22 protein-coding genes and 1 pseudogene are annotated in these 22,155 nt (G+C 67.1%); 14 read left to right on the forward strand and 9 right to left on the reverse strand.

Translation table 11 applies throughout. From position 1 onward, the window contains the following. The first annotated feature begins 29 nt into the window (after window positions 1-29). From A5704_RS21830 to A5704_RS21840, 3 genes are read left to right on the forward strand one after another with little or no spacing between them, the layout of a single operon-like run. Entirely contained in the window at window positions 30-854 is an 825-nt protein-coding gene (locus A5704_RS21830) for a coniferyl-alcohol dehydrogenase (RefSeq protein ID WP_067759707.1), read from the forward strand. Continuing rightward, the gene (locus A5704_RS21835) at window positions 851-1,843 is read left to right on the forward strand and encodes a cyclase family protein (protein ID WP_067891025.1); all 993 of its coding nucleotides are present in this window, start codon (window positions 851-853) and stop codon (window positions 1,841-1,843) included. Before A5704_RS21830 ends, A5704_RS21835 begins: the two co-directional genes overlap by 4 nt. Continuing rightward, the gene (locus tag A5704_RS21840; RefSeq protein ID WP_067891028.1) at window positions 1,843-2,667 is read left to right on the forward strand and encodes an alpha/beta fold hydrolase; all 825 of its coding nucleotides are present in this window, start codon (window positions 1,843-1,845) and stop codon (window positions 2,665-2,667) included. The genes A5704_RS21835 and A5704_RS21840 overlap by 1 nt, the downstream gene beginning before the upstream one ends. On the opposite strand, the gene A5704_RS21845 is transcribed toward A5704_RS21840, so the two are convergent. From A5704_RS21845 to A5704_RS21860, 4 genes are all read right to left on the reverse strand, one after another. Then, a complete protein-coding gene (locus A5704_RS21845; protein WP_067891031.1) occupies window positions 2,664-4,298 on the reverse strand; it encodes a multicopper oxidase family protein in 1,635 nt (544 codons plus the stop codon). The two genes, A5704_RS21840 and A5704_RS21845, sit on opposite strands and share 4 nt — an antisense overlap. Window positions 4,299-4,447: 149 nt before the next feature. After that, the gene (locus tag A5704_RS21850) at window positions 4,448-5,314 is read right to left on the reverse strand and encodes an ABC transporter substrate-binding protein (protein ID WP_067759688.1); all 867 of its coding nucleotides are present in this window, start codon (window positions 5,312-5,314) and stop codon (window positions 4,448-4,450) included. Between the two features lie 5 nt (window positions 5,315-5,319). Further along, window positions 5,320-6,063 carry an SDR family NAD(P)-dependent oxidoreductase gene (locus A5704_RS21855; protein WP_067759683.1) on the reverse strand — a complete coding sequence of 248 codons (744 nt, stop codon included), beginning with the start codon at window positions 6,061-6,063 and terminating at the stop codon, window positions 5,320-5,322. A 33-nt stretch (window positions 6,064-6,096) separates the two neighbouring features. Beyond that, window positions 6,097-6,864, reverse strand: coding sequence for an SDR family oxidoreductase (locus tag A5704_RS21860; protein WP_067759678.1), 768 nt, complete (start codon window positions 6,862-6,864; stop codon window positions 6,097-6,099). Between the two features lie 148 nt (window positions 6,865-7,012). Between A5704_RS21860 and A5704_RS21865 the strand changes: the two genes are divergently transcribed. After that, entirely contained in the window at window positions 7,013-7,819 is an 807-nt protein-coding gene (locus A5704_RS21865) for an SDR family NAD(P)-dependent oxidoreductase (protein ID WP_067759673.1), read from the forward strand. A gap of 10 nt (window positions 7,820-7,829) precedes the next feature. Here the strand turns inward: A5704_RS21865 and A5704_RS21870 are convergent, their stop codons facing one another. Beyond that, on the reverse strand, window positions 7,830-8,474 hold the full coding sequence (locus tag A5704_RS21870) for a PAS domain-containing protein (protein ID WP_067781453.1): 645 nt from the start codon (window positions 8,472-8,474) through the stop codon (window positions 7,830-7,832). Between the two features lie 219 nt (window positions 8,475-8,693). Here A5704_RS21870 and A5704_RS21875 point away from each other — a divergent pair, with 219 nt between their 5' ends. The 9 genes and pseudogenes from A5704_RS21875 (at window position 8,694) to A5704_RS21910 (ending at window position 17,871) form a co-directional block, all read left to right on the forward strand. Further along, the gene (locus A5704_RS21875; RefSeq protein ID WP_067759664.1) at window positions 8,694-9,359 is read left to right on the forward strand and encodes a TetR family transcriptional regulator; all 666 of its coding nucleotides are present in this window, start codon (window positions 8,694-8,696) and stop codon (window positions 9,357-9,359) included. Window positions 9,360-9,370: 11 nt separating this feature from the next. After that, window positions 9,371-9,565: a ferredoxin gene (locus tag A5704_RS21880; protein ID WP_067759844.1), complete on the forward strand. Its 195-nt coding sequence runs from the start codon at window positions 9,371-9,373 to the stop codon at window positions 9,563-9,565. Between the two features lies 1 nt (window position 9,566). Continuing rightward, a complete protein-coding gene (locus tag A5704_RS21885) occupies window positions 9,567-10,814 on the forward strand; it encodes a cytochrome P450 (protein ID WP_067891034.1) in 1,248 nt (415 codons plus the stop codon). A 159-nt stretch (window positions 10,815-10,973) separates the two neighbouring features. Continuing rightward, complete coding sequence (locus A5704_RS21890) at window positions 10,974-12,035, forward strand: amidohydrolase family protein (RefSeq protein ID WP_197505044.1); 1,062 nt, start codon at window positions 10,974-10,976, stop codon at window positions 12,033-12,035. Between the two features lie 8 nt (window positions 12,036-12,043). Continuing rightward, window positions 12,044-13,294 carry a Xaa-Pro peptidase family protein gene (locus A5704_RS21895; protein WP_067759648.1) on the forward strand — a complete coding sequence of 417 codons (1,251 nt, stop codon included), beginning with the start codon at window positions 12,044-12,046 and terminating at the stop codon, window positions 13,292-13,294. Beyond that, window positions 13,284-14,402, forward strand: a complete 1,119-nt coding sequence (locus tag A5704_RS21900) for a Xaa-Pro peptidase family protein (RefSeq protein ID WP_067759643.1) — start codon at window positions 13,284-13,286, stop codon at window positions 14,400-14,402. The genes A5704_RS21895 and A5704_RS21900 overlap by 11 nt, the downstream gene beginning before the upstream one ends. Before the next feature lie 2 nt (window positions 14,403-14,404). Beyond that, window positions 14,405-14,523, forward strand: a pseudogene (locus A5704_RS29865) (enoyl-CoA hydratase/isomerase family protein); the annotation flags it as partial. A gap of 113 nt (window positions 14,524-14,636) precedes the next feature. After that, window positions 14,637-17,054 (forward strand): CaiB/BaiF CoA-transferase family protein, encoded by a 2,418-nt coding sequence (locus A5704_RS21905; RefSeq protein WP_231969199.1) that lies wholly within the window; start codon window positions 14,637-14,639, stop codon window positions 17,052-17,054. A gap of 7 nt (window positions 17,055-17,061) precedes the next feature. Next, window positions 17,062-17,871 carry an SDR family NAD(P)-dependent oxidoreductase gene (locus A5704_RS21910; protein WP_067891037.1) on the forward strand — a complete coding sequence of 270 codons (810 nt, stop codon included), beginning with the start codon at window positions 17,062-17,064 and terminating at the stop codon, window positions 17,869-17,871. Here the strand turns inward: A5704_RS21910 and A5704_RS21915 are convergent. From A5704_RS21915 to A5704_RS21925, 3 genes are all read right to left on the reverse strand, one after another. Then, window positions 17,868-18,698 carry an SDR family NAD(P)-dependent oxidoreductase gene (locus tag A5704_RS21915; protein ID WP_067759635.1) on the reverse strand — a complete coding sequence of 277 codons (831 nt, stop codon included), beginning with the start codon at window positions 18,696-18,698 and terminating at the stop codon, window positions 17,868-17,870. The two genes, A5704_RS21910 and A5704_RS21915, sit on opposite strands and share 4 nt — an antisense overlap. Before the next feature lie 11 nt (window positions 18,699-18,709). Continuing rightward, window positions 18,710-19,558, reverse strand: coding sequence for a mycofactocin-coupled SDR family oxidoreductase (locus A5704_RS21920; RefSeq protein WP_067781469.1), 849 nt, complete (start codon window positions 19,556-19,558; stop codon window positions 18,710-18,712). Window positions 19,559-19,787: 229 nt separating this feature from the next. Next, complete coding sequence (locus tag A5704_RS21925; protein ID WP_067759625.1) at window positions 19,788-20,438, reverse strand: TetR/AcrR family transcriptional regulator; 651 nt, start codon at window positions 20,436-20,438, stop codon at window positions 19,788-19,790. 242 nt (window positions 20,439-20,680) lie between these two features. Here A5704_RS21925 and A5704_RS21930 point away from each other — a divergent pair, with 242 nt between their 5' ends. Then, entirely contained in the window at window positions 20,681-21,856 is a 1,176-nt protein-coding gene (locus A5704_RS21930) for an acyl-CoA dehydrogenase family protein (protein ID WP_067891041.1), read from the forward strand. Here A5704_RS21930 and A5704_RS21935 read toward each other — a convergent pair. Beyond that, window positions 21,853-22,116 (reverse strand): DUF4190 domain-containing protein, encoded by a 264-nt coding sequence (locus A5704_RS21935; RefSeq protein ID WP_067759618.1) that lies wholly within the window; start codon window positions 22,114-22,116, stop codon window positions 21,853-21,855. The two genes, A5704_RS21930 and A5704_RS21935, sit on opposite strands and share 4 nt — an antisense overlap. Window positions 22,117-22,155 lie beyond the last annotated feature (39 nt).

Genomic DNA, 22,155 nt, shown 5'->3' on the forward strand with positions numbered 1-22,155 from the left:
CCGGGAGGTCGCTGAAACAGGAGACGGCCTTGGGATCGATCGACGAGCTCTGGCGCTACGACGGCCGCCGTGCGGTGGTGACCGGGTGCGCCTCGGGCATCGGGGGGCAGCTGGTTCGCCAACTCACCGAACTCGGTGCCGACGTCGTCGGGCTGGACAGGCTGCGACCGGACGTGCAGCTCAACGACTTTCGTGAGGTGGACCTGGCTGTCCAGGGTTCGATCGATGACGCCGTCGCCTCGATCGGCGGGCCGGTCGACGCGCTTTTCAACGTCGCCGGCGTCTCGTCCGGGATCGGCGACCCCGCCCTCGTTGCCACGGTGAACTTCCTGGGCCTGCGCCATTTCACCGAGGCGCTGGTTCCCAAGATGGTCGCGGGATCGTCGATCGTGAGCGTGTCCTCGCTCGCGGCGGCCGCCTATCGCGAACACGTGGCGCTGGTCGCGCCCCTGCTGAACACCGCGACGATGCGGGAGGGCATCGAGTGGTGCCACGCCAATCCCCAGGGCCTCGGCAACGGCTACCAACTGTCCAAAGAGGCGATCATCTTCTACACCATGCGAAGCGCTACACCGCTGGGTGCCAGGGGCATCCGCATCAACTGCACCGGCCCCGGGGTCACCGAGACCCCGATCCTCGACCAGCTCCGGACTGCGTACGGGCAGGGATTCCTCGACGACATCCCCAAGCCGTTGGGTCGGGTCTCCGACCCCGAAGAGCAGGCCGCGGTATTGCTCTTCTTGAATAGTGGTGCAGCCAGCTACATCACGGGCCAGGTCATCTGGGTCGACGGCGGAAACGTGGGCGCCGCGATTGCGCGTGACCTCTTACCAAGGCAGGAAGGAGCCCGGTGACCGACTTGACCGACTTCCGTCGGGCCGCGCGCGACGTCTCCAACTGGGGACGGTGGGGCGACGACGACGAGCTAGGCACCCTCAACTTCATCACCGCGGACAAGGTAGCCCAGGCCGCGAGTCTGGTGAGGCACGGCAAGGTGTTCCCGCTCGGCGTGGACTTCGGCGCCTCGGGTCCGCAGGGCGCGTTCGAGTTCCGGCACAACCCGGTCCACATCATGACCGTCGACGGCGGCGACGTGCACACGCTGGCCAAGTACGGGCCGAACTGGCCGCGTAACCCGTTGGCCCACCAGCTGAGTGGCTACATGACGGCCGACAACCCGTTCCGGTTCAACGACGACATCATCATCATGCCGTTGCAGGCGGCGAGCCAGTGGGATGCGCTGTCCCACGTCTACTACGACGACCACCTCTACAACGGTTTCGCGGCGGATTCGGTGACCAGCATGGGCGCCTACCACTGCGGTATCGACAAGGTCGACGTCAAGGGCATCACCTCCCGCGGCGTGCTGCTGGACCTGGTTCGCCACCGCGGGGCGGAGGTCTTCCTCGAAGCCGGGAATCCGATCTCGCCGGAGGAACTCGACGACGTGGTTCGCGCCCAGGGCGTGACCATCGGCCGGGGCGACATCGTGCTCATCCGGACCGGCTGGTGGACAAGGTTTCTCATGACCGGAGACAAGACGGAAGGCTACTCCGGGCTCGACTGGCGGTGCGCCCACTGGCTGCACGATCACGAGATCGCGGCCGTCGCCGCCGACAACCTTCAGGTCGAAGACCTGGTGTCCGGCATCGACGGAATCACCTTCCCCCTGCACCTGCTCTGCCTGCGCGACATGGGGATGATCTTCGGCGAATACTGGGACCTCACCGCGCTCGCCGAGGACTGCGCCGCCGACGGCGTGTACGAGTTCCAGCTCGTCGCGCCGCCCCTGCGGGTGGTCGGGGCGGTCGGCTCTCCGGTCAACCCGATCGCGATCAAGTGATGGCCTTCGCGCGCAAGAGCATGCTGGTGGACGGCCTGACGACCGGCTACCTTGAGGCGGGCGACGGCGAGCCGGTGGTGCTGCTGCACGGCGGTGAATTCGGCGCGAGCGCCGAGCTGGGCTGGGAACGCAACATCGCGGCGCTGGCCGGCCGATACCGGGTGCTCGCACCGGACCAGCTGGGCTTCGGGGCCTCGGCGAAGGTCATCGATTTCGTCGACGGGCGCGGGATGCGGATCCGGCACGTGGCGCGGTTCTGTGAACTGCTCGGCGTCGACTCGGCGCACTTCGTCGGCAACTCGATGGGCGCCATCAACCTGCTCACCGACGCCACGGCGGACACGTCGCTGCTACCGGTCCGCAGCCTGACGATCATCTGCGGGGGCGGAGACATCCAGCAGAACAAACACTTTGCGGCGCTGCAGGAGTACGACGCGACGCTCCCGGCCATGCGGCGCATCGTCGAAGCCCTGTTCCACGACCCCGGCTATCCGGACGACGAGCAATACGTGGGACGCCGCTACGAGTCGAGTACCGCGCCGGGTGCGTGGGAGGCGGTGGCGGCGGCGCGTTTTCGCCGCCCGGGCTCGTCACGTCCCCCCACCCCGTCGAGCGCGCGGGTCTACCAGCGCATCAGCGTGCCGACGTTGGTCGTCGAAGGGGGAGACGACAAGCTGCTGCCGGCCGGCTGGTCCGCCCAGATCGCCAAGCAGATCGACGGTGCCCGCTCCGTCGTGGTCGACAGGGCCGGCCACTGCCCACAGATCGAGCAGTCGGCAGCGGTGAACGGTCTGCTGCTCGATTTCCTCGCCGCGAACGTTTAGAACACGTAGTCCAGCCGGGTCTGCATGCCTGCCTCTTGGTGATAGGTGTTGTGGCAGTGCAACATCCACAAACCCGGATTGTCGGCCACCAGCACGGCGAGCAGTTTCTGGTTGGGCAGCACCATCAGGGTGTCCTTGCGGGGTCCGGGGCTTCCGTCGGCCTTGATCAGTTGGAAAGTGTGGCCGTGCAGGTGAATCGGGTGATACATCATCGTGGTGTTGTCGAACGTGATCGTGGGGCGTTCACCCTGCCGGACGTGCAACGGTTCGGTGTCGCTGTAGGGCTTTCCATTGATAGTCCAGTTGTACTGGACCATGTTGCCGCCCAACACCACCGGGAGGTTCAGGCCCGGCTGCGGCCGGCCCAGGTTCACCGGCGTTGTGGCCGTGAACATCTCGACCGTGCCCACCCGTCGATTGAGCTCCGGCGGTTGGAATCCGGGGTCGGGCGGGCCGCCCGCGCCGGTGGACAGCAGCGCGCGGGCCAGAGCGTTCTTTCCCTCCGCGAGTGCGACCAAGGGGAATACGCCGTCGGCGGCGGTCACGATGACGTCGTAGCGCTCGGCCATCCCGATCAGCAGCGCGTCGACCTGGGTGGGGACCACGGGGTAACCGTCGGTGTGGGTGACCGTCATCGAATGACCGGCCAGCGCGACGCGGAACGTGGTGTCGGAGCCGGTGTTGATGAAGCGGATCCGGATGCGCTGCCCCGGCTTCGCGCTGAAGCTCATGGGAGCGGCGGGGATTCGGCCGTTGATCAGGTAGTAGGGGTAAGCGATGTCGCCGGCGTCGCCGCCGATCAGATCGCTTCTGCCCACGCTGCCGCCAGAGGTCGCGGCCGTCGGGGGCGGCGGGCTTGTCGAGCTGGTCGGGCTGGTCGACGTTGCCGAGGTCTCACTCGTCGACGTCGTCGTGGGCGTCTCACTCGTGGTGGAAGTGGTGGTCGTCGTCGGGGGCGCGCTTGGCGGGGCGGGCTTGTTCGGGCTGGTCAGTTCGGTGTAGAGCTGCTGAGGCGACTTTCCGATGCCGTCGGTCCAGTCATCAAGTACCACAATCCATTCGGCATCGTAATTGCCCTCCGTCGGGTCGTCGACGATGACCGGCAGGTAGAGACCCGTGTCGGCGTCCAGGCCGCCGGTATGCGGATGGGCCCAGTAGGTGCCCGCATTCGGGACGGAGAAGCGGTAGGTGAAGTCCTGGCCGGCCGGGATGTTCGGGCTGGCGGGCGCGGCGCCGTCCATGTCGTTGCGCAGCGCGATGCCGTGCCAGTGCACCGACGTCGGGTGGTCGAGCCGGTTCGACACGTTCACCACCAGCTCGTCACCGATTCGCGCCCGAATCGGCGCTCCGGGGATCGAGTTCCCGTAGGCCAGCGTGCGGACAACGGGACCGCCGAGGTCGATCTGGACCGATTGAGCGGTCAGGCTGGCGGTGACGGTGCGGCCGCTGTGCGGCCGGGCGGCCTCGGCGGCGTCAATGGCGGCGGCCATCTGGGCGTCGCCCGACAGCGCGGGCTTGGATTGACTGCACGCCGTCAGCGCGAACCCCCCGGCGATGCCGGCGGCGATGAATCCTCGCCTGGTGAGGAGCGTTTGCTCGAAGGGGGCACCACTTGCGGGTTGCACACGCATCGATCGCTCCTCGTTTGCTCGACTCGTCCCCCTGTCTTATACCGCGTCCGGGCGGCCCGCGGAGCGCAACGGGCAGCACCGATCGTGGGCGGCGAGCAGCGCCGCGCGGCCGAAGCGAACATGAACCGACCTCGTTTTTCAGTGCCCGGCTAGACGGCAGGCTGGTAGATCCGCTGGGCCGGCAGCGGCGTGACGCCGAGTTCGGCGGCGACCGCGTCGAGCGCGCGCTGGGCGGTATCGAGGTGCACCCGGCCGTCGGCGGTGAAGTACGGACCGATGTAGTGCTCGTAGTGGCGTTGCAGTTCGGCGACCGTCAGCCGGTTCAAGAATGACGCCATGTGGCCGATCGCCAAATCGGGCCGTTCCGCCATGGTCTTCAGGGCACGTCGGTTGGCCCGCACCACCGCTTGGACAGCCGGGCTGTCGATCGGAAGCCGGGTCGGATCCACAGCGACTCCGACGGTGGGAATCTGGAAGTGATCTCCCACCCAGGCCAGCGCGTGGAAGCCTTCCTCCTCGGCGACCTGCTCGGGATCAAGAGTGCTCCCGACATACGCGGCGTCGATCGACTTATCCCGCAGCTTCCTCAAATCCATCTGGTAGTCACCGGGCGCGCGCACCACACACTCGAGGTCGTGATCGGGATCAAGGCCGTGCCGACGCAGCACGATTCGGGCGAAGCAGCCCGGCGCGGTGTGCGGTGCGTGCACCGCAAGCCGGCGCCCGCGAAGATCCGCCATGGATCTCACCCCGGCGCCGCCCAGGAACCAGAACAGCGGACGGTGCGTGTTGACGCTCAGGACCGTCCATTCGATGCCGTGCGTCAGTCGCGACAACACGGCACGTCCGAGGCCGATCGTCGCGCAGGAGCGCAGACGCTCTGTGTCCCAGCCTATTCCGTCCCGCACCGCCACGTGCACCCCCTCATCGTGGAAGTAACCCTCCTGATCGGCCACATACGCGACCAGTTCTTCGTGAATGCCGCGCCCGACGTAGGCCAAATCGATGGTGTGCACGGTGTTCAGTCCATCGCCAGGCCGCCGTTGACCGGCAGATAGTGCCCGGTGGTGAAACCCGAGTCCGCACTGGCCAAGAACGCGATCGTGTGGGCGACCTCCTCGGGGGTGACGAGCCTACCCATCGGCGCGGCCTCTCCGAGCTGACGCACCCGCTCGGAGGAGAGCTGCCCGGTCACCGTCGTGCCGCCCACGGTGGCGGGCGCGACGAGATTCGCGGTGATCCCGTGCGGCGCCAGCTCGAGTGCGACGTATCGGACGAACTGGTCCAGCGCCGCCTTCGCCGTGCCCAGCGCGATCATCCCTTCGCGCGGACGACGCGAAAGTCCGGTGCTCAGATAGATCAACCGGCCATATTCGCGGGAAATCATGTGCGGTACAACAGATTTGGTCAACAGGTATGCGGCGTGCAGCTCGGTGTTCACCTTGCCACCCAGTTGTTCCCAGGTGAGGTCGGCGAACGAGGTGACGACGAACGGGATCAGCGCATTGTGGACCAGCACGTCGGCCCCGCCCCAGCGCTGCGCGATTTCGTCGACCATCGCCGACACGTCGCCGGGCACGGTGACATCGGCCTGAATCGCGACGGCTTCGCCGCCGGCCGCGGTGATGCCGGCCACCACCTCCTCCGCTTCCGGCGCGCTCGCGCGGTGGTTGACCACCACCCGCATGCCCGCCTCGGCCAGGACCCGCGCGGTCGCCGCCCCGATTCCCCGGCTTGCTCCGGTGATCAATGCGACTCGTGGCATCGGTCTCACCCCCCGGTGGCTTTCCGCGGCCGGCTAGCGCGCACCGCTGGGAGTTTGACTGGCCTTCCAGTCGCTGAAGCGGGTGGAGTAGATCGTCGGGTCTTCCCCGTCGATGGGAACGATGCTGTGGTCATCGAGTTCGGCGCCGTAGTAGCGCGCCGTCGGATCGGTCACGACCTGGCGTGCATCGCCGTCCGCGGCCAGGCTGGCGCGGGCGAAGTCGTCCATGCCCAGCTTTTCGGGACCCGCGATGTTGGTGACCCCATTGGTCGGCTCACCGGCCGCTGCGCGGCTTACGGCCGCGGCGACGTCCTTGGCGGCGATGGGCTGGAACGCCGCATGCGGCAGGCGAACAGTGTCGCCGTCGGTCGCCGAATCGGCGATGCCGCTGACGAATTCGAAGAACTGCGTCGCCCGCACGATCGAGTACGGCTGTCCCGATTCCTTGATCAGCTTCTCCTGGGCGACCTTGGCCCGCATGTAGCCGCTCTCCTGGGTGCGATCGGCGCCCACGATCGAGAGGGCTACATGGTGCTGCACGCCGGCGGCCCGCTCCGCCTCCAGCAGGTTGCGGGTGGAGGTGGTGAAGAAGTTCAGCACATCGTCGTCGGCCCACGACGGCGAATTCGACACGTCTACCACCGTGTGCACGCCCGCCACGGCCTCGGCGAGACCTTCGCCGGTCACGGAGTCGACCCCCGACCGCGGCGAGGCTGACACCGCCTCGTGCCCCAACTCCGTCAGATTGGCGATGACCTGCGACCCGATGAGTCCGCTGCCCCCGATGACCAATACCTTCATGTCGAGCCCTCCCGAGTTTCCCGATGAACTGGTCCCCTCAGCATGGCCGGTGCGCGGGACAAGGGGAACCCTCGGGCCGTACCCTCTCCCTCCGACCGCTTAAATCAACTGCTTGACTTAACCTGGTCGACGCGGATTAACTCGTCGGGTGGTCAACGAACTGGCTGGCAAGGTTGCCATCGTTACCGGCGGCGCGTCGGGAATCGGTCGCGGGATAGCGGAACGGTTCGTTGCCGAGGGGTCGCGGGTGGTCATCGCCGACGTCGAGGCGGACCGGGGCGAGGAGCTGTCCGCCACGTTGGGCGCCGGGGCGTTGTTCCGGCGCACGGACGTCTCCGATCCCGAACAGGTCGGGGCTTTGGTCGCCACCACCGTCGAGAGATTCGGCGGCCTGCACGTGATGGTGAACAACGCCGGGATTTCCAGCCCCCTGCGCCGGCTGCTCGACGACGATCTCGCCGACTTTCACCGGGTGATGGGGGTCAACGTCCTGGGGGTGATGGCCGGCACCCGGGATGCCGCTCGCCACATGGCCGAAAACGGCGGCGGATCGATCATCAACCTGACGTCGATCGGCGGAATCCAGGCGGGCGGCGGGGTGATGATCTACCGTGCTTCGAAGGCCGCGGTCGTCCAGTTCACCAAGTCGGCGGCAATCGAGTTGGCGCGCCATGAGATTCGGGTCAACGCGATTGCCCCCGGCAGCATCCCCACCCCTATCCTGGCGTCGTCGGCGGTCGACGTGGATCCGGATGAGCTGGCGCGGTTCGAGGCGAAAATTCGGCAGGGGATGCGCGACGACCGGCCACTGAAGCGGGAGGGCACGCCCGAGGACGTCGCCGAGGCGGCGTTGTACTTCGCCACCGACCGGTCGCGCTATGTCACCGGTACGGTGCTGCCGGTAGACGGGGGGACGTCCGCCGGCAAGGTGATCCGCCCCCGCAAGGGCGAGTGAGGGCGCCGCGTCAGGGCTCTTGCGCTGGATGTCCGGCGTGGGTTTCCAGCCGTAGCTTCGCGAGTGCCTGCGCGCGCTCAAGGTCCTCGGCGCCAGCGCTTTCCGTGATCACGCTGTGCGAGTGCGTCAGCACGCCGAGCACCGCTTCGCTGGGGAGATCGGGAAATTGGCGCCCGAGCACCTCGGCCGCGCGCCTCAACTCGAAAAGTTTCGGATACGCGCGCTCCTCCGGCGTCGGGGGTACGACGCGGGTGACGTCCTGGGCGTGCTGCAGGACGGCGACGGTCTTCTTGCCGTCCTTGATCGGGTCGTTCATCGGTGTCCAGACCCGGTAGACGAACGCGCCCGGGTTCCGCCGGTCGGGAAGGTCGTAGCGCTGGACCCCCATCCAGTGCCGAACCCCACGGCGGAAGACCCACTCCAGCGACGCGGAGACGTTGGCCACCCCGTCCGCTTCAGGATCAGCCGGGTTGTCCGGAAAGACGTCGAACAGCTGGTGGCCCAGCAGCTCTTCGCGCGGATGCCCCGACACGCGTTCGCAGGCGGAATTCACTGCGCGGATGCGCAAGTCGGCGTCGGCCAACAGGTACGGCGACCACTTCGATTGGAACCACGCGGATTCCTCGATCGCCGCTACCCGGCTGGCTGACAACATGCCTACCCCCGCAATGGTTCACCGTCCTGACACCGCCACGTCGCCGCCGCGCAAGAAGCCATCGTGACCCAGTGGGGCCGACCCGGGCGAGGGACCTTTGTCACCCGCTGTCCGCCATGTGGCACCGAAGCGACGCCGTCGCACGGCGAACGGCGAATGGCGAATGGCGAATTAAATCAATCGCTTGACTTAATCGCGCGGCCGCGGTTGACTGTCCGGGTGACCACCATCGGCCGGACCGTGCGAACCGAGCGGGCCAGTTCCACGCAGGAAGCGATCTTGGTCGCGGCCGAGCGGTTGTACGCCGAGCACGGCATGTTCGCGGTGTCGAACCGTCAGGTGAGCGAGGCCGCCGGCCAGGGCAATAACGCCGCGGTGGGCTACCACTTCGGCACCAAGGCCGATCTGGTCCGGGCGATCGAACACAAGCACCGCCGGCCGGTCGAGCAGTTGCGCGAGCAGATGGTGGCCGAGTTGCTCGACTCGAAGAAATCCCCGGGGATGAGGGATTGGGTCGCCTGCCTGGTGCGCCCGCTGACCGATCACCTGGAGGAGCTCGGCAATCCCACTTGGTATGCGCGGTTCGCGGCGCAGGCGATGACCGATCCCGCGTACTACAACATCATCGTCAAGGGCGCGCTGAGCTCACCGTCGCTGGTCCAGGTCGTCGACGGCATCAACCGCTGCCTGCCCGACCTGCCGGCCGAAGTGCACTTCGAACGAAACATCATGGCCCGCAACCTGTTGATGCACACGTGCGCCGATCGGGAACGAGCGCTGGCCGCGGGTGCTTCACCGTCCCAGCGGTCTTGGCGGGCCGCGGCATCGGGCCTCATCGACGCCATCGTGGGCTTGTGGCTTGCGCCCGTCACGCCGTACGAGTGAAAGGTCTGCAGATGAAAGTGGCTGTCGACCAAGACGTCTGCGCGTCATCGGGGAACTGCGTGTTGAACGCGCCCGAGGTGTTCGACCAGCGCGACGATGACGGCGTCGTGGTTCTGCTCAACCCCAGTCCATCGCCCGAACAGGCCGACGGCGCCCGGCGGGCAGCCGCGGCCTGCCCCGCGCTCGCCATCCACATCGAGGAATGACATGTCGGAAACGCTGACCAACACTTCCGCGGCCGAGGCGGCATCCGGGATCCCGGATTATCCGATGCCGAGGCAGGTGGGCTGCCCGTTCGCGCCGCCGCCTGGTGTGATGGCGCTGGCCAAGATGCGACCGCTGTCCCGGGTCCGGATCTGGGACGGCAGCACACCGTGGCTCATCACCGGGTACGAGCAGGTGCGGGAGCTGTTCTCGGATTCCCGGGTCAGCGTCGACGACCGGCTGGCCGGTTTTCCGCACTGGAACGCGGGCATGTTGTCCACGGTGCACAAGCGGCCGCGTTCGGTCTTCACCGCCGACGGGGAAGAGCACACCCGGTTTCGGCGCATGCTGTCGAAACCCTTCACGTTCAAGCGCGTTGAGGGTCTGCGCCCGGCCATCCAGCAGATCACCGACGATCACATCGATGCGATGCTGGCCGGCCCGCGGCCCGCCGACGTGATCACCGCGCTGGCGTTGCCGGTTCCGTCGTTGGTGATCAGCCAGTTGCTCGGGGTCCCGTACGAGGACGCCGACATGTTCCAGCACCACGCGAATGTCGGGCTCGCGCGGTACGCGACGGGCGAAGACACCGTCAAGGGCGCCATGAGCCTGAACAGGTATCTCGCGCAGCTCATCGAGGCCAAGATGGAGGATCCGGGCGAGGATGCGGTGTCCGATCTCGCCGAGCGGGTGAAGGCCGGCGAGCTGAGCGTGAAAGAGGCGGCGCAGCTGGGTACCGGGTTGCTGATCGCCGGGCACGAGACCACCTCGAACATGATCGGCCTCGGGGTGCTCGCGCTGCTGATGAACCCGGACCAGTTGGCGGTGTTGCGCGACGCCGAGGACCCCAAGGTCGTTGCCAGCGCGGTCGAGGAATTGTTGCGCTACCTCAGCATCATTCAGAACGGTCAGCGTCGCGTCGCGCTCGAAGACATCCACATCGCCGGCGAGACGATCCGCGCCGGCGAAGGGATCATCATCGACCTGGCCCCGGCCAACTGGGATCCGCACGCATTCCCCGAGCCCGACCGGTTGTACCTGCACCGCTCGGGGGCCGACCGCAACGTCGCTTTCGGCTACGGCCGGCATCAGTGCGTGGGACAGCAGCTCGCCCGCGCCGAGCTGCAAATCGTGTACCGCACCCTGCTCCGCCGCATCCCGACGCTCGAACTGGCCGTCCCGGTCGAGGACGTGCCCCTCAAAGACGACCGACTCGCCTACGGCGTCTACGAACTTCCGGTGACCTGGTAGCCCCCGGGTCGCTACGCTCACAACGCCGATCCGAATGGAGGGTCAACGATGACGACTCAAACAAGCACCGTTTCGCTCTATCCGCCCGGCGGCTTCGGCGCCCCCAAGGATCGCCGCGGCCACGCCTCGGGCGCGGACGTCGGCCTGCCGCCGGGAACCGTGGTGTTCTCCGCGGACAACCACATCTCGCTGGCGGATGACATTTTCTACCAACGCTTTCCCGACGACCTCAAGGACAAAGCGCCGCGGATCTGGTACGAGGACGGCGCCTACCAAGTCGGCCGCAAGGGTCAGTCGTTCCTGCCGGGTGACTTCAGTGCGGTGCTGATGCAATACGACGACCTTCCGGGCGCGGCAAGCACCAACATCGAGGCGCGCATCCAGGAGCTGCACGACGACGGCGTCGAAAAGGAACTGGCGTTCCCCAACGCGATCCTGGCGCTGTTCCATTACCCGGACAAGAAACTTCGCGAACTGGCCTTCCGCATCTACAACGAGTACATCGCCGAGCTCCAGGAACGCTCGGATGGCCACTTCTACGGCGCCGGCCTGATCAACTGGTGGGACCCCCAAGGGACCCGACGGACGCTGGACGAGCTGAAGTCACTGGGGCTCAAGACTTTTTTGATGCCACTGAACCCGGGCAAGGATGACGACGGCAACCCGATCGACTACTCCAGCACGTCGATGAGCCCGGTGTGGGATGAGATCGAAGCCGCCGGCCTTCCGGTCACCCACCACATCGGGGAGACGCCGCCGAAGAGCCCGACCGAGTTCAACAGCGTCGTGGTCGGGATGATGATCAACATCGACGGCTTCCGGGAGACGTTCGCCAAGTACATCTTTGGCGGCATCCTCGACGATCATCCCGGCCTGCGGATCGGCTGGTTCGAGGGCGGCATCGCCTGGGTTCCGTGGGCGTTGCAGGACGCCGAGCACCTGGTCGCCTCCTACCAGCACATGTTCAACCGCCCGTTGCAGCACGACGTGCGGTACTACTGGGACAACCATATGAGCGCGTCGTTCATGGTCGACCCGCTCGGCCTGCAGCTGATCGACAAGATCGGTGTGGACAAGGTGATGTGGTCCAGCGACTACCCGCACAACGAAAGCACCTACGGGTATTCCGAGAAGTCGCTGGCCGCCGTCGTGGACGCGGTCGGCCCCGCCGACGCCGCGAAGATCGTGAGCGGCAACATCACCGCATTTCTGGGCCTGTAGGAGACCCGATGACGACGTTCGCGCAAGCGGGCGCGGGCACCAGCAGCCTGGTGATCCCCGAGACGCCAGACCTGGGCCGCATGCGCCGCGAAACAGGGGACCGGCTCCGCTCGGCGATGGCCGAACGCGGCGTCGACGCGCTGATCCTGCTGGGCAACAGCGCGGTGGTCTATGCCACCGGGACGAGTTGGCCGCTCGGCGACGCCGGGCTGTCCTATGTGGAGCGGCCGGTCGCCGTCGTGCTCGCCGGGGACGAGTGGCCGCACCTGTTCCTGCCGTTCCGTGAGGGCGCGTCGCAGGAGTCGGACCTGCCCACCGATCATGTGCACGGCCCGGTCTATCTCGAATTCGACGAGGGCGTCCAAGAATTCGCGCGCCTGCTGGCCGGCTTGATCCCGGCCCAGGCGGTGATCGCGGTCGACGAGTGCACCGGCGCCATGTCGCGCGCCGCGAAGTCGCTGTTTCCCGGCGGTCCGCCCGTCGATGCCGCGGCCGTTGTGAGCGCCGCCAAGTCGGTGAAGACGCCGGACGAGTTGTCGTGCATGCGCACCGCCATCCGCATCACCGACGAGGCGATGGTGGAGGTGCACAAGCGACTGGCTCCGGGGATTCGCCAGATCGAGTTGTCGGCGAGCTTTTTGCGGCGGGCCTTCGAGTTGGGTGCCACCGCCAGCATGCTCGAACCGATCTGGCAGGTGATGCCGCCGAGCAAGGCCGACGGCGTATGGACCACGCACGGCGACCTGGCGTTGCCGCTGCTGACCACCGAGCGGGTGCTCGCCGAGGGCGACGTGCTGTGGACCGACGTCAGCATCACCTACCGGGGCTACTGCTCGGATTTCGGCCGCACGTGGATCGTCGGCAGGGACCCGTCGCCACGCCAGCGGGCGCAGTTCGACCGGTGGTTCGAGATCATGACCGCCGTTCTCGGTGTCGCCAAAGCCGGCGTCACGGCGGCCGATCTGGGCCGGGCCGCCATCGAAGCCAATGGCGGGAGCAAGCCGTGGCTGCCGCACTTCTACCTGGGCCACGGGATCGGTGTGAACGCCGCCGAAATGCCCATGATCGGAACCGATCTCGGCGCCGACTTCGACGAGAGCTTCGTCCTGCGGCCCGGCATGGTGCTGGTCTTGGAGCCGGTCGTGTGGGAGGACGGCACCGGCGGTTACCGCAGCGAAGAGGTCTTGGTAATCACCGAGGAGGGCTGGATCCGCTTGACCGACTACCCCTATGACCCTTATGGCTCCCATGTCAGTTGAAGTTTGCCCCGACGACCGTGCGCTGCGCTCGGGTCGCCGCCGGCGTGTGCTGGATCAGATGGCGGCGCGCGACCTCGACGTCCTGGTTCTCGGCCGCCAAGCCAACGTCCGATACGTCACCGGCGCGCCGCAGTTGTGGGTCGCCGGCACCCGGCCGTTCGGCCCGACGTGTGTGCTGGTGCGCGACACCGGCGCGATCCATCTGCTCAGCACCTGGGATGAGGGCGTCCCCGACGACATCCCGCACGAAAACCTCTACGGGATCACGTGGAACCCGATGAACACCGTGTCGGCGCTGCAGCGCATCGACGGGGCCGCCGCCGCCCGGCGCGTCGGAACCGACGCGATCTCACCTGTGTTCGCGCAGTTGTTGCCGACGGCGTTCCCCAACGCGGAACTCGTGGACGGCGAACTGGCGATGCGCGCCGCCCGGCGCATCAAGACGGCCGAGGAACTGGTCCCGTTGCGCGAGGCAATCGCGGTCGCCGAGTCGGGCTTGGCCGCTGCCGTGTCCGAATTGCGGCCCGGGGTAACCGAACAGGCGCTCGCCGGCGTCCTGCTGGAGGCCGTCGCGGCCGGCGGGGTGAGCACGCCGTCGAACCAGGATGTCGCATGGGTGACCTCGCCAGACCACCCGTGGCGGCTAGCCACCAGCGACGGCCGGGTGAAAGATGGCGACCTGGTGGCGTTCTCGGCCGGTGTGCTGGCCGGTGGCTACGTCGGCGAGGTTGGACGCACCTGGCCGGCCGGCGCGGCCCGCGGTGCGGCGGCGCTGTATCGGCGCTGGAACAGCCTGTGGGACAGGCTGCTAGCCGCATGCCAACCCGGAACCGGAGCAGGTGAGTTGTTGTCCGCCTACGAGGCCGCGGGGGAGGCCGCGCCGCCGATGCCGGTCGCCCGCGGGCTGGGCATGGGCTTTGACCCACCCGTCATCTCCAATCGCCTGCCGGCGACCGCCGCGGGGGAACGGCTCGAGGCCGGCATGGTGTTGGCCGTGACTGGCTACGTGTGGGAGCAGGGAACCGGTGCCGTCTTCGGGCGGGAGGCGGTACTCATCTCCGCCGACGGACCCGAGGTGCTGACTTGCAGCCCGTCGTGGCACGAATAGTCATGTCCGGCAACTCGGAACCCTCCGCCGAGGAGATCGTCAGGTACCACAAGGATGGCGAGACCCGCATCGCCCCATCACGTTCGATCGGCCGGATCAGCTGAATGCGCCCACGATCGCCGGGCTGGGCGGGGCGGTGAGAGACAACGACGGTAAGTTGCCACCGGAATGGCGGCCGAGCAAGAAGGGGCGCAAGGGCGCCAAGAAAGACACCGACCGAAAGCGGAAGCGGTAGTGGCGGAACCGACCCCCGAACCACCGTTGGCCGGCTATGCCGTGGTCGACCTGTCCACCGGGATAGCGGGCGCCTACTGCACCAAGTTGCTCGCCGACGGCGGGGCCGACGTCGTCAAAGTCGAGCCGCCGAAGGGCGATCCACTGCGTTCATGGTCCGCCTCCGGCACCCGCATACCACCCGGCGGTGACGGCGCGCTGTTCAGCTTTCTGGCCGGAGCAAAGCACAGCGTCGTCGCGGATCCGGGCATCGAAGACGACGTCGAGCTGGTCGACAGGCTGCTCTCGGCCGCCGATGCGGTGGTGTGGTCGGGCGGCTCGAAAGTCGCCGAACACGACGATTTTTCGCCTACGGCAATGCACCGCCGCTACCCGCATCTCACCGTCATGTCGATCACGCCCTTCGGCCTCCAGGGGCCGTGGCGTGACCGTGCGGCCACCGAATTCACGCTGCAGGCATGGTCGGGCGGCATCATCGGCCTCGGCCGTGGCGAACCGGGCCGGGCGCCGGTGTTCGTCGGCGGACAGGTCGGCGAGTACATGGCCGGCGTCCACGCGAGCGCGGCGATGCTGGCATCGCGCTACGGCCGAACCTGCGGCGGCGCCGGCGAACTCCTGGACCTGTCGATGCTGGAAACCCAGATCTTGTCGCTGACCTATTATCCCGTCACCTATTTCGAGATGCTCGGGCGGCCGTGGCGCGACGCGCGGCGCCTTACCGTTCCGGGCGTCGCCCGCGCCAAGGACGGACTCGTCGACGTCGGCTGCGGGACCGCGCAACAGTGGTTCGACCTGTGCGCGATGATCGGCCGTCCGGAATGGATCGACGAACACCTCGAACTGACGATCACCGAGCGGGCCAACCTCAACGCCGACGAGATCTACGCGTGGTTCGAAGACCACACCGTGGAGGAGATCCGAGAACTCGCGACGGCGTTCCGGATACCCAACGCTCCGGTTGCCAACGGCGCCAACGTCGCATCCCTTGACCACTTCGTCGAACGCGGCTCGTTCGTGCGCAGCCCCGACGACCGGTTTGTCCAACCGGGCCATCCTTATCGACTGCATCCCCCACTGCTGTGCCGGCCCCAACCGGCGCCGCGGCTGGGGGAGCATACGGCGCATTATCGGACCGCAAACCTGACCCTCCGCCCCGGGCCGAGCCGGCCGGCAAACCCGCTGCCCCTGAACGGGGTTCGCGTGCTCGACTTGACGACGTTCTGGGCCGGCCCATGCTGCACGCATTTCCTGGCGATGCTGGGCGCCGACGTCATCCACGTCGAGTCCGTCCGCCGCCCCGACGGGACCCGGCTGATCGCCGGCGTTCCCGTCACCGAAACCCAGTGGTGGGAGCGGTCGCCGATTTTCGCGGCGCTCAACACCAACAAGAAAGACTTGACGCTGGACCTGCAGACCCCCCGCGGGCGGGAGCTACTGCGCCGGTTCATCGCGACCTGCGACGTGGTCGTCGAGAATTTCACGCCCCGCGTCCTCGAGCAGATCGGGCTGGATTTCGCTGCCGTGCAGGCCATCAAGCCCGACGCGGTGCTGGTGCGGATGCCGGGGTTCGGCCTGGACGGGCCGTGGCGCGACAACCCGGCCTTCGCCTATGTCATCGAGGCGGCGTCCGGACTGACGTGGCTGACGGGATACGCCGACCGCACGCCCTACGATCCCTACTCGATCGGTGACCCCAATGCGGGCATGCACGCCGCGAATGCGGTGCTGCTGGCGCTCTCGCACAGGCGGCGCACCGGCCGGGGCGTGTTCGTCGAAGCGGCGATGGTCGACGCCGCGCTCAGCATCGCCGCCGAGCAACTCATCGAATACTCCGCCTACGGGGCGCTGCTGGAACGCGACGGCAACCGGGGGCCCAGGGCCGCGCCGCAAAACCTCTATCGCAGCGCCGATGTCGATGAGTTCGGCCGGTCCGACAGCTGGGTAGCGATCGCGGTGAACACCGACGAGCAGTGGGAGGCCCTGAGCGCGGCGATCGGGTCTCCTTCCTGGGCAACGGACCCCACGCTGGCCACCGCCGGCGGTCGCAAGGAGCGGCACGCCGACATCGACGCGCGGTTGTCGGCGTGGTGTGGGTGCCGCGGCGGTGACGAGATCGTCGCAACCCTGTGGGACGCCGGCGTTCCGGTGGCCAAGGTCATGCAACCGCACCGCCAGACCGAACTCGATCAGCTGACATTCCGCGGGTTCTTCGAGGAAGTCGACCACCCGGTCAACGGTCCGGCTAGGCTCAGCACCGTGCCGATCAGGTCGTCCGGCGGGCCCTCGAAGTTCCACACCCAGCACGCGCCGCTGCTCGGGCAGCACAATCACGAATTGCTGGCCGAACTCGGATTGAGCGACGCGGAGATCGCCCAGTTGGCGGCCGACGGCGTCATCGGCCACGAACCGGCGATGTGACACGGCGATGGCGATCGATCCCTCGGACATCATGCTCACCGGCCGCGTGGCGGTGGTCACCGGCGGGGGAGCGGGCATCGGCCGTGGCGTCGCGGCCGGGCTTACCGCGTTCGGCGCGTCGGTCGCGATCTGGGAACGTGACCCGCAGACCTGCGTCGACTCCGCGGAATCCATTGGTGCCCTTGGCATCGCGATTGACGTACGGGACAGCGCCCAGGTCGACGACGCGCTGCGGCGCACGAACGCAGAGCTCGGCGTCCCTTCCATCCTGGTGAACAACGCCGGAGGGGTGTTTTCCGCACCGCTGCTGGAAACGAGTGAGAACGGCTGGGATGCGCTGTACCGGGCCAACCTGCGCCACGTGCTGCTGTGCACCCAGCGCGTCGCGAGACAGCTGGTGTCCGCGGGCCAGGGCGGCAGCATCATCTCGGTGACGTCAATCGAGGGGGTGCGCGCCGCGCCGGGCTACGCGGCCTACGCGGCGGCCAAGGCGGGGGTCATCAACTACACCCAGACCGCGGCGCTGGAACTGGCGCCACACGGCATCCGGGTCAATGCGATCGCGCCCGACATCACGCTCACCGAGGGGCTGGCACAGCTGGGCGGCGAGGCGGCCCTGGCCGGAATCGGCCACGTCGTGCCGCTGGGGCGTGCCGGCCATGTCGACGAGATCGCCAGTGTCGCAGTGTTCCTGGCCTCCGACATGTCGGCCTACCTGACCGGGCAGACCCTGCACGTCGACGGCGGCACCCACGCGGCGAGCGGCTGGTACCACGACCCGCAGACGGGGAATTACCGGCTCGGTCCGTCCGGTTAGTGGTTCCACCCTTCGGCGGCTTGGTCTTCGAAGGTGCGGTCGATGCGCTCGAACCTGCGGCGGACCGACGCGCGGGCGGCCTCGTGCGGCAGCACATACAGGCGGTTGGCCAGGATCGCGTCGGCCGTCAGTCGGGCGACGTCTTCAACGCCGACGCCCTCGTCCTGAGTTGGTAACGTCCCGTCCGCGGCCTTCGGCGAAGACGACAGCCCGTAATCCGCGCCGCGGATCCGTTCGGAGTTGGAGACCAGCTTCGTCTCCACGACCATCGGGCAGAGCACCGATACGCCGATGCCACTGTCTTTTACTTCGCGGGCGAGCGTCTCGGCCAGGCCGACCACCCCGTATTTGGCGACGCCGTACGCCCCGAGGCCGGCGTTGGGAACCAGGCCGGCGAAGGATGCGGTGAAGGCGATGTGTCCGCCCGTGCCCTGTTCGAGCAGCCTCGGCAAGAACGCCTCGACGGCGTGGATGTTGCCCCACAGGTCGATGTCGATGACCCATCGCCAGTCGTCGTGGGTCATCTGCGCGATCGGACCGGCAACCACGATGCCGGCGTTGCTGAAGACGACGTCGACGCGGCCGAGCAGTCGGAAAGATTCTTTCGCGAGGTGAACCATCTCATGGAGATGCCGGACGTCGCACACCACGCCGTGCGCGTCGAATCCCTGGGCGCGCAGGTGGTTTACCGCCTGCTCCAGGCCTGGTTTATCGACATCGGAGAGCACCACGCGGGCGCCCCGGCGGGCGAATTCGGTGGCGGTGGCCAAGCCGATACCACTCGCCCCGCCGGTGACGACCGTTCCGCGACCTTCAAACCCGTCCATGGGACGGAACTCTATTTCAAGCAGCTACCCGCATCGATGGGCAGGGTCACGCCGGTGATGTACCGGGATTCGTCGGAGGCGAAGAACAGCACCGCATTGCTGACGTCGACCGGCTCCACCCACGGAATCGGCAGGATGTGGAACATCTGGCAGATCGGCGCCATGTCGTCGGGACCGGGGTTCTCCAGGTCCGGGCGGAACATCTTGAAGGTGCCATCGTTGTGCAACATCGGCGTCTTGACGTGGGTCGGGTGCACCGAGTTGACCCGAATCATGTGTTGCCCCAACTCGACTCCGAAGGCACGCATCAACCCGACGACACCGTGCTTGGCGGCGACGTAGTGGCCGGTATGAGGGTAGGCCTTCAGCCCGCCGACCGAGCTGGTCAGGATGATCGAACCACCTCTGCCGCCCGACAATAGATGCGGCACACCGGCTTTCACGGTCTTCCACACGCCGGCCAAGTTGATGTCGATCATCTCGGTCCAGTCTTCTTCGCTGGTCTTGTCCAAAGTGTCGCCACCGTTACCGATTCCGGCGTTGGCCACGATGATGTCCAGCCGGCCGAGTTGTTCCACACCGCTGTCCACCGCTGCTTTCAGCGCGCCGAAGTCACGGACGTCGACTTCGGCGGTGAAAATCCTGCGGTTGTGTCCCTTGACCAGGTCCGCCGTCTCTGCGAGGTCCTCGGGCGTCGAGGCCGGGATCGCGGTGTCCGTCACGCCCTCGCGGATGGGCTTACAGATGTCGATGGCGATGATGTCGGCACCCTCTTGCGCCAACCGCACCGCGTGGCTGCGGCCCTGACCGCGTGCCGCTCCAGTGACGAAAGCGACCTTGCCCTCAACACGTCCGGTCATGGCTATCTCAACTCCTGACTATTGATCGCACGCCTCGGCGCAGAGCAACCGGGACCGCGTCCCCCGGGCTCGCGGGTCTCGCCGCCTTTTGCACTCTGTCACCACCGGTCATAGGTGTCAACGCCGAATCCGTTTTGGCTATTTGTGGTTCTAAATATTAGAGAATCCGATTCTCGAAGCAAATGAGGTGCGGTATTTGATCAGTTCTCGCGGGAAGGCGGGGCCGCTGCTAGCCGACGAAGCCGCGCGAGCAGAAATCCCATACCTCTTCGCTGGTGATGGGGTGGATGGTCGCGTCGTCGGAGCCCCCGCTGGATTGCGCGATGAACATGACCGTTTGCATGGTCATAGCGGCCATGCGCTTCGCGTTCACGCCCGCCCGCAGCTCTCCGGCGTCGTAGGCCGCTTCCATCAGCTCGGTCAGCAAAGCCAGCAGGGGGGCATGGGCCACCTTCACCTCGGCCGGATGTGTGACCAGCAACCGCGGAGCAAAATCGGTGAACAGCGGCCGCTTGGCCGTCGGATCCGGGCGAGAGGCCTCGTAGAGGAGTTGGACGGCGACCTTGAGTCGTTCCAGGGGATCGGCCTGGCTCTCGGTGGCGGCGCGAATCTGGTCGGCGGACCGACTCAAGGCGTCTTCGAACAGCGCCAGCAGCAGTTCATGCTTGCCATCGAACTGCAGGTAGAAGCTGCGCAACGACTGGCGGGACCGGTCGACGACCTCCTGCACGGTAAAGTCCGTGGAGCCCTTTTCGATGATGATCGCCTGCGCCGCGTCCAGGAAGCGCTGAACGCGTTGCGCGGCACGCAGTTTGGCCGTCTTGATCGACCTCTCGACGGCGCGCTGCTTCCAGGCCGGCTCTTCGCTCGGACTGGTCACGGCCGGCTCAGCTGATTGCCGCGAGGGGAGAACATGATTGGACTCTACCGGAGAACGCCGTGACATCGCTGCGCTCGACCCCCTCACGGATCATGTGTCGGAGATTGTAACTTTCTCGTCACGAGAATACTATTCTCTTAGACGTGTGTATGGAAGCGTAATCATAAGAGCGAACCGCGCCGTCGGCGGAAATCGTGATCTACCGACGCGGGGGAGTGCTCACGACCGTTGCGGGGAGTCGCGTGCAGCTCACCTTTGACTCGGACGTGGAGGCGTTCCGCTCCGAATTCATCGCCTTCCTGGACGCGCATCTGCCCTCCGACGCCGAGGCGTTCGAACGGCCACGCTCCAGCTCGCACGTGCCGGACTGGGCCCGCCGCTGGCAGCGGCTGCTGTTCGACAGCGGGTGGCTGCTCCCCGGAAATCCGCCCGAGTTCGGCGGACGCAACGCCACGCTGCTGCAGCAATACGTGTACTTGGAGGAACTCGGGCGGCGACGCATCTATCAAAGCTTCAACCCGCAGGGCGTGGGCATCATCGCGGCCTCGCTGTTGACCTTCGGCACGCCCGAACAGCAGCACAGGTGGGCGGCGCCGATATTGCGGGCCGAGATCACCGCGTCGCTGGGAATGAGCGAACCGGGGGCGGGCTCGGACCTCGCGTCGCTGAAAACGCGCGCGGTGCTTGACGGCGACCACTTCGTCGTCAACGGGCAGAAGGTGTGGACTTCTGGCGCCCACGACGCCGACGTGTTGCTGACCTTCGTGCGAACCGACCCAAAGGCGCCGAAGCACAAGGGTATTAGCGTGCTGCTGATTCCGACCGATACGCCGGGGGTGGTGCGCCGCCCGTTCGCGTCGATGTGTGACAGCGACGAAGTCGACTTCAATGAGGTGTTTTTCACCGACGCGCGGGTGCCGGCCGAGAATCTGGTGGGCGAACTCAACGGCGGATGGCGGGTGGCGACCGGTTCCCTGGGGCACGAACGCGTGATGCTGTGGATGGGGTACGTCGACCTGCTGCACGAATTGAGCATCGATTTCGCTCCCGCGAGCTCACTTGAGCGGGATCGCTACGCCACCCTGGTGATGGACGCCTACGCGTTGCGCCTACTGGGGTCCGTGGCGTTGTCGCGCGCCGCGCGCGGGGAAGAGGACGTGCCGGCCCAATCGGTCCTCAAGTTGCTGGGCTCCGAAGCCCTGCAACGGGCATCGGAGGACGCGTTGAATGCCGCGCAGACGGACGGGCTGGTGCACCGCGCGGTGACCGCTCCGTTCGCCGCCCTCAACCTCGACAGCCATTACCGCAGCTGGTTCGACCGATACGCGCGCACCTTCGCCGCGACGATCGCCGGCGGCACGTCGGAGATTCAGCGGAACATCATCGCCGAGCGCGTGCTCGGCCTCCCCCGGAATTAGCGGGCGTCCCGCCAGGCGTAGTACCCGATCGCGACCAGCCCGGCGGCGATCGACACGGCGCCTAACACCATGCCCGCCAGTGCGGTTCGGGGATTGCTCGCTTCGCCCCGCTGGACCCGTCTGCGCGCCGCGTCCCCCGTGATCACCGCCGCGATCCCGAAAGGCACCCCGAGCAGCATCCAGCATGTGAGGAGCGCGACCACGCCGACGAGCAGCGAGGCGACGCCCAGCTCGTTTCGAGGAGGCTCGGGCTGACTCATCGCGTCCCATCGTCTCGGTGGCCAGACGAAGTGTACGCG

The organism is Mycobacterium sp. E735, assembly GCF_001666955.1.
Classification (GTDB): Bacteria; Actinomycetota; Actinomycetes; order Mycobacteriales; family Mycobacteriaceae; genus Mycobacterium.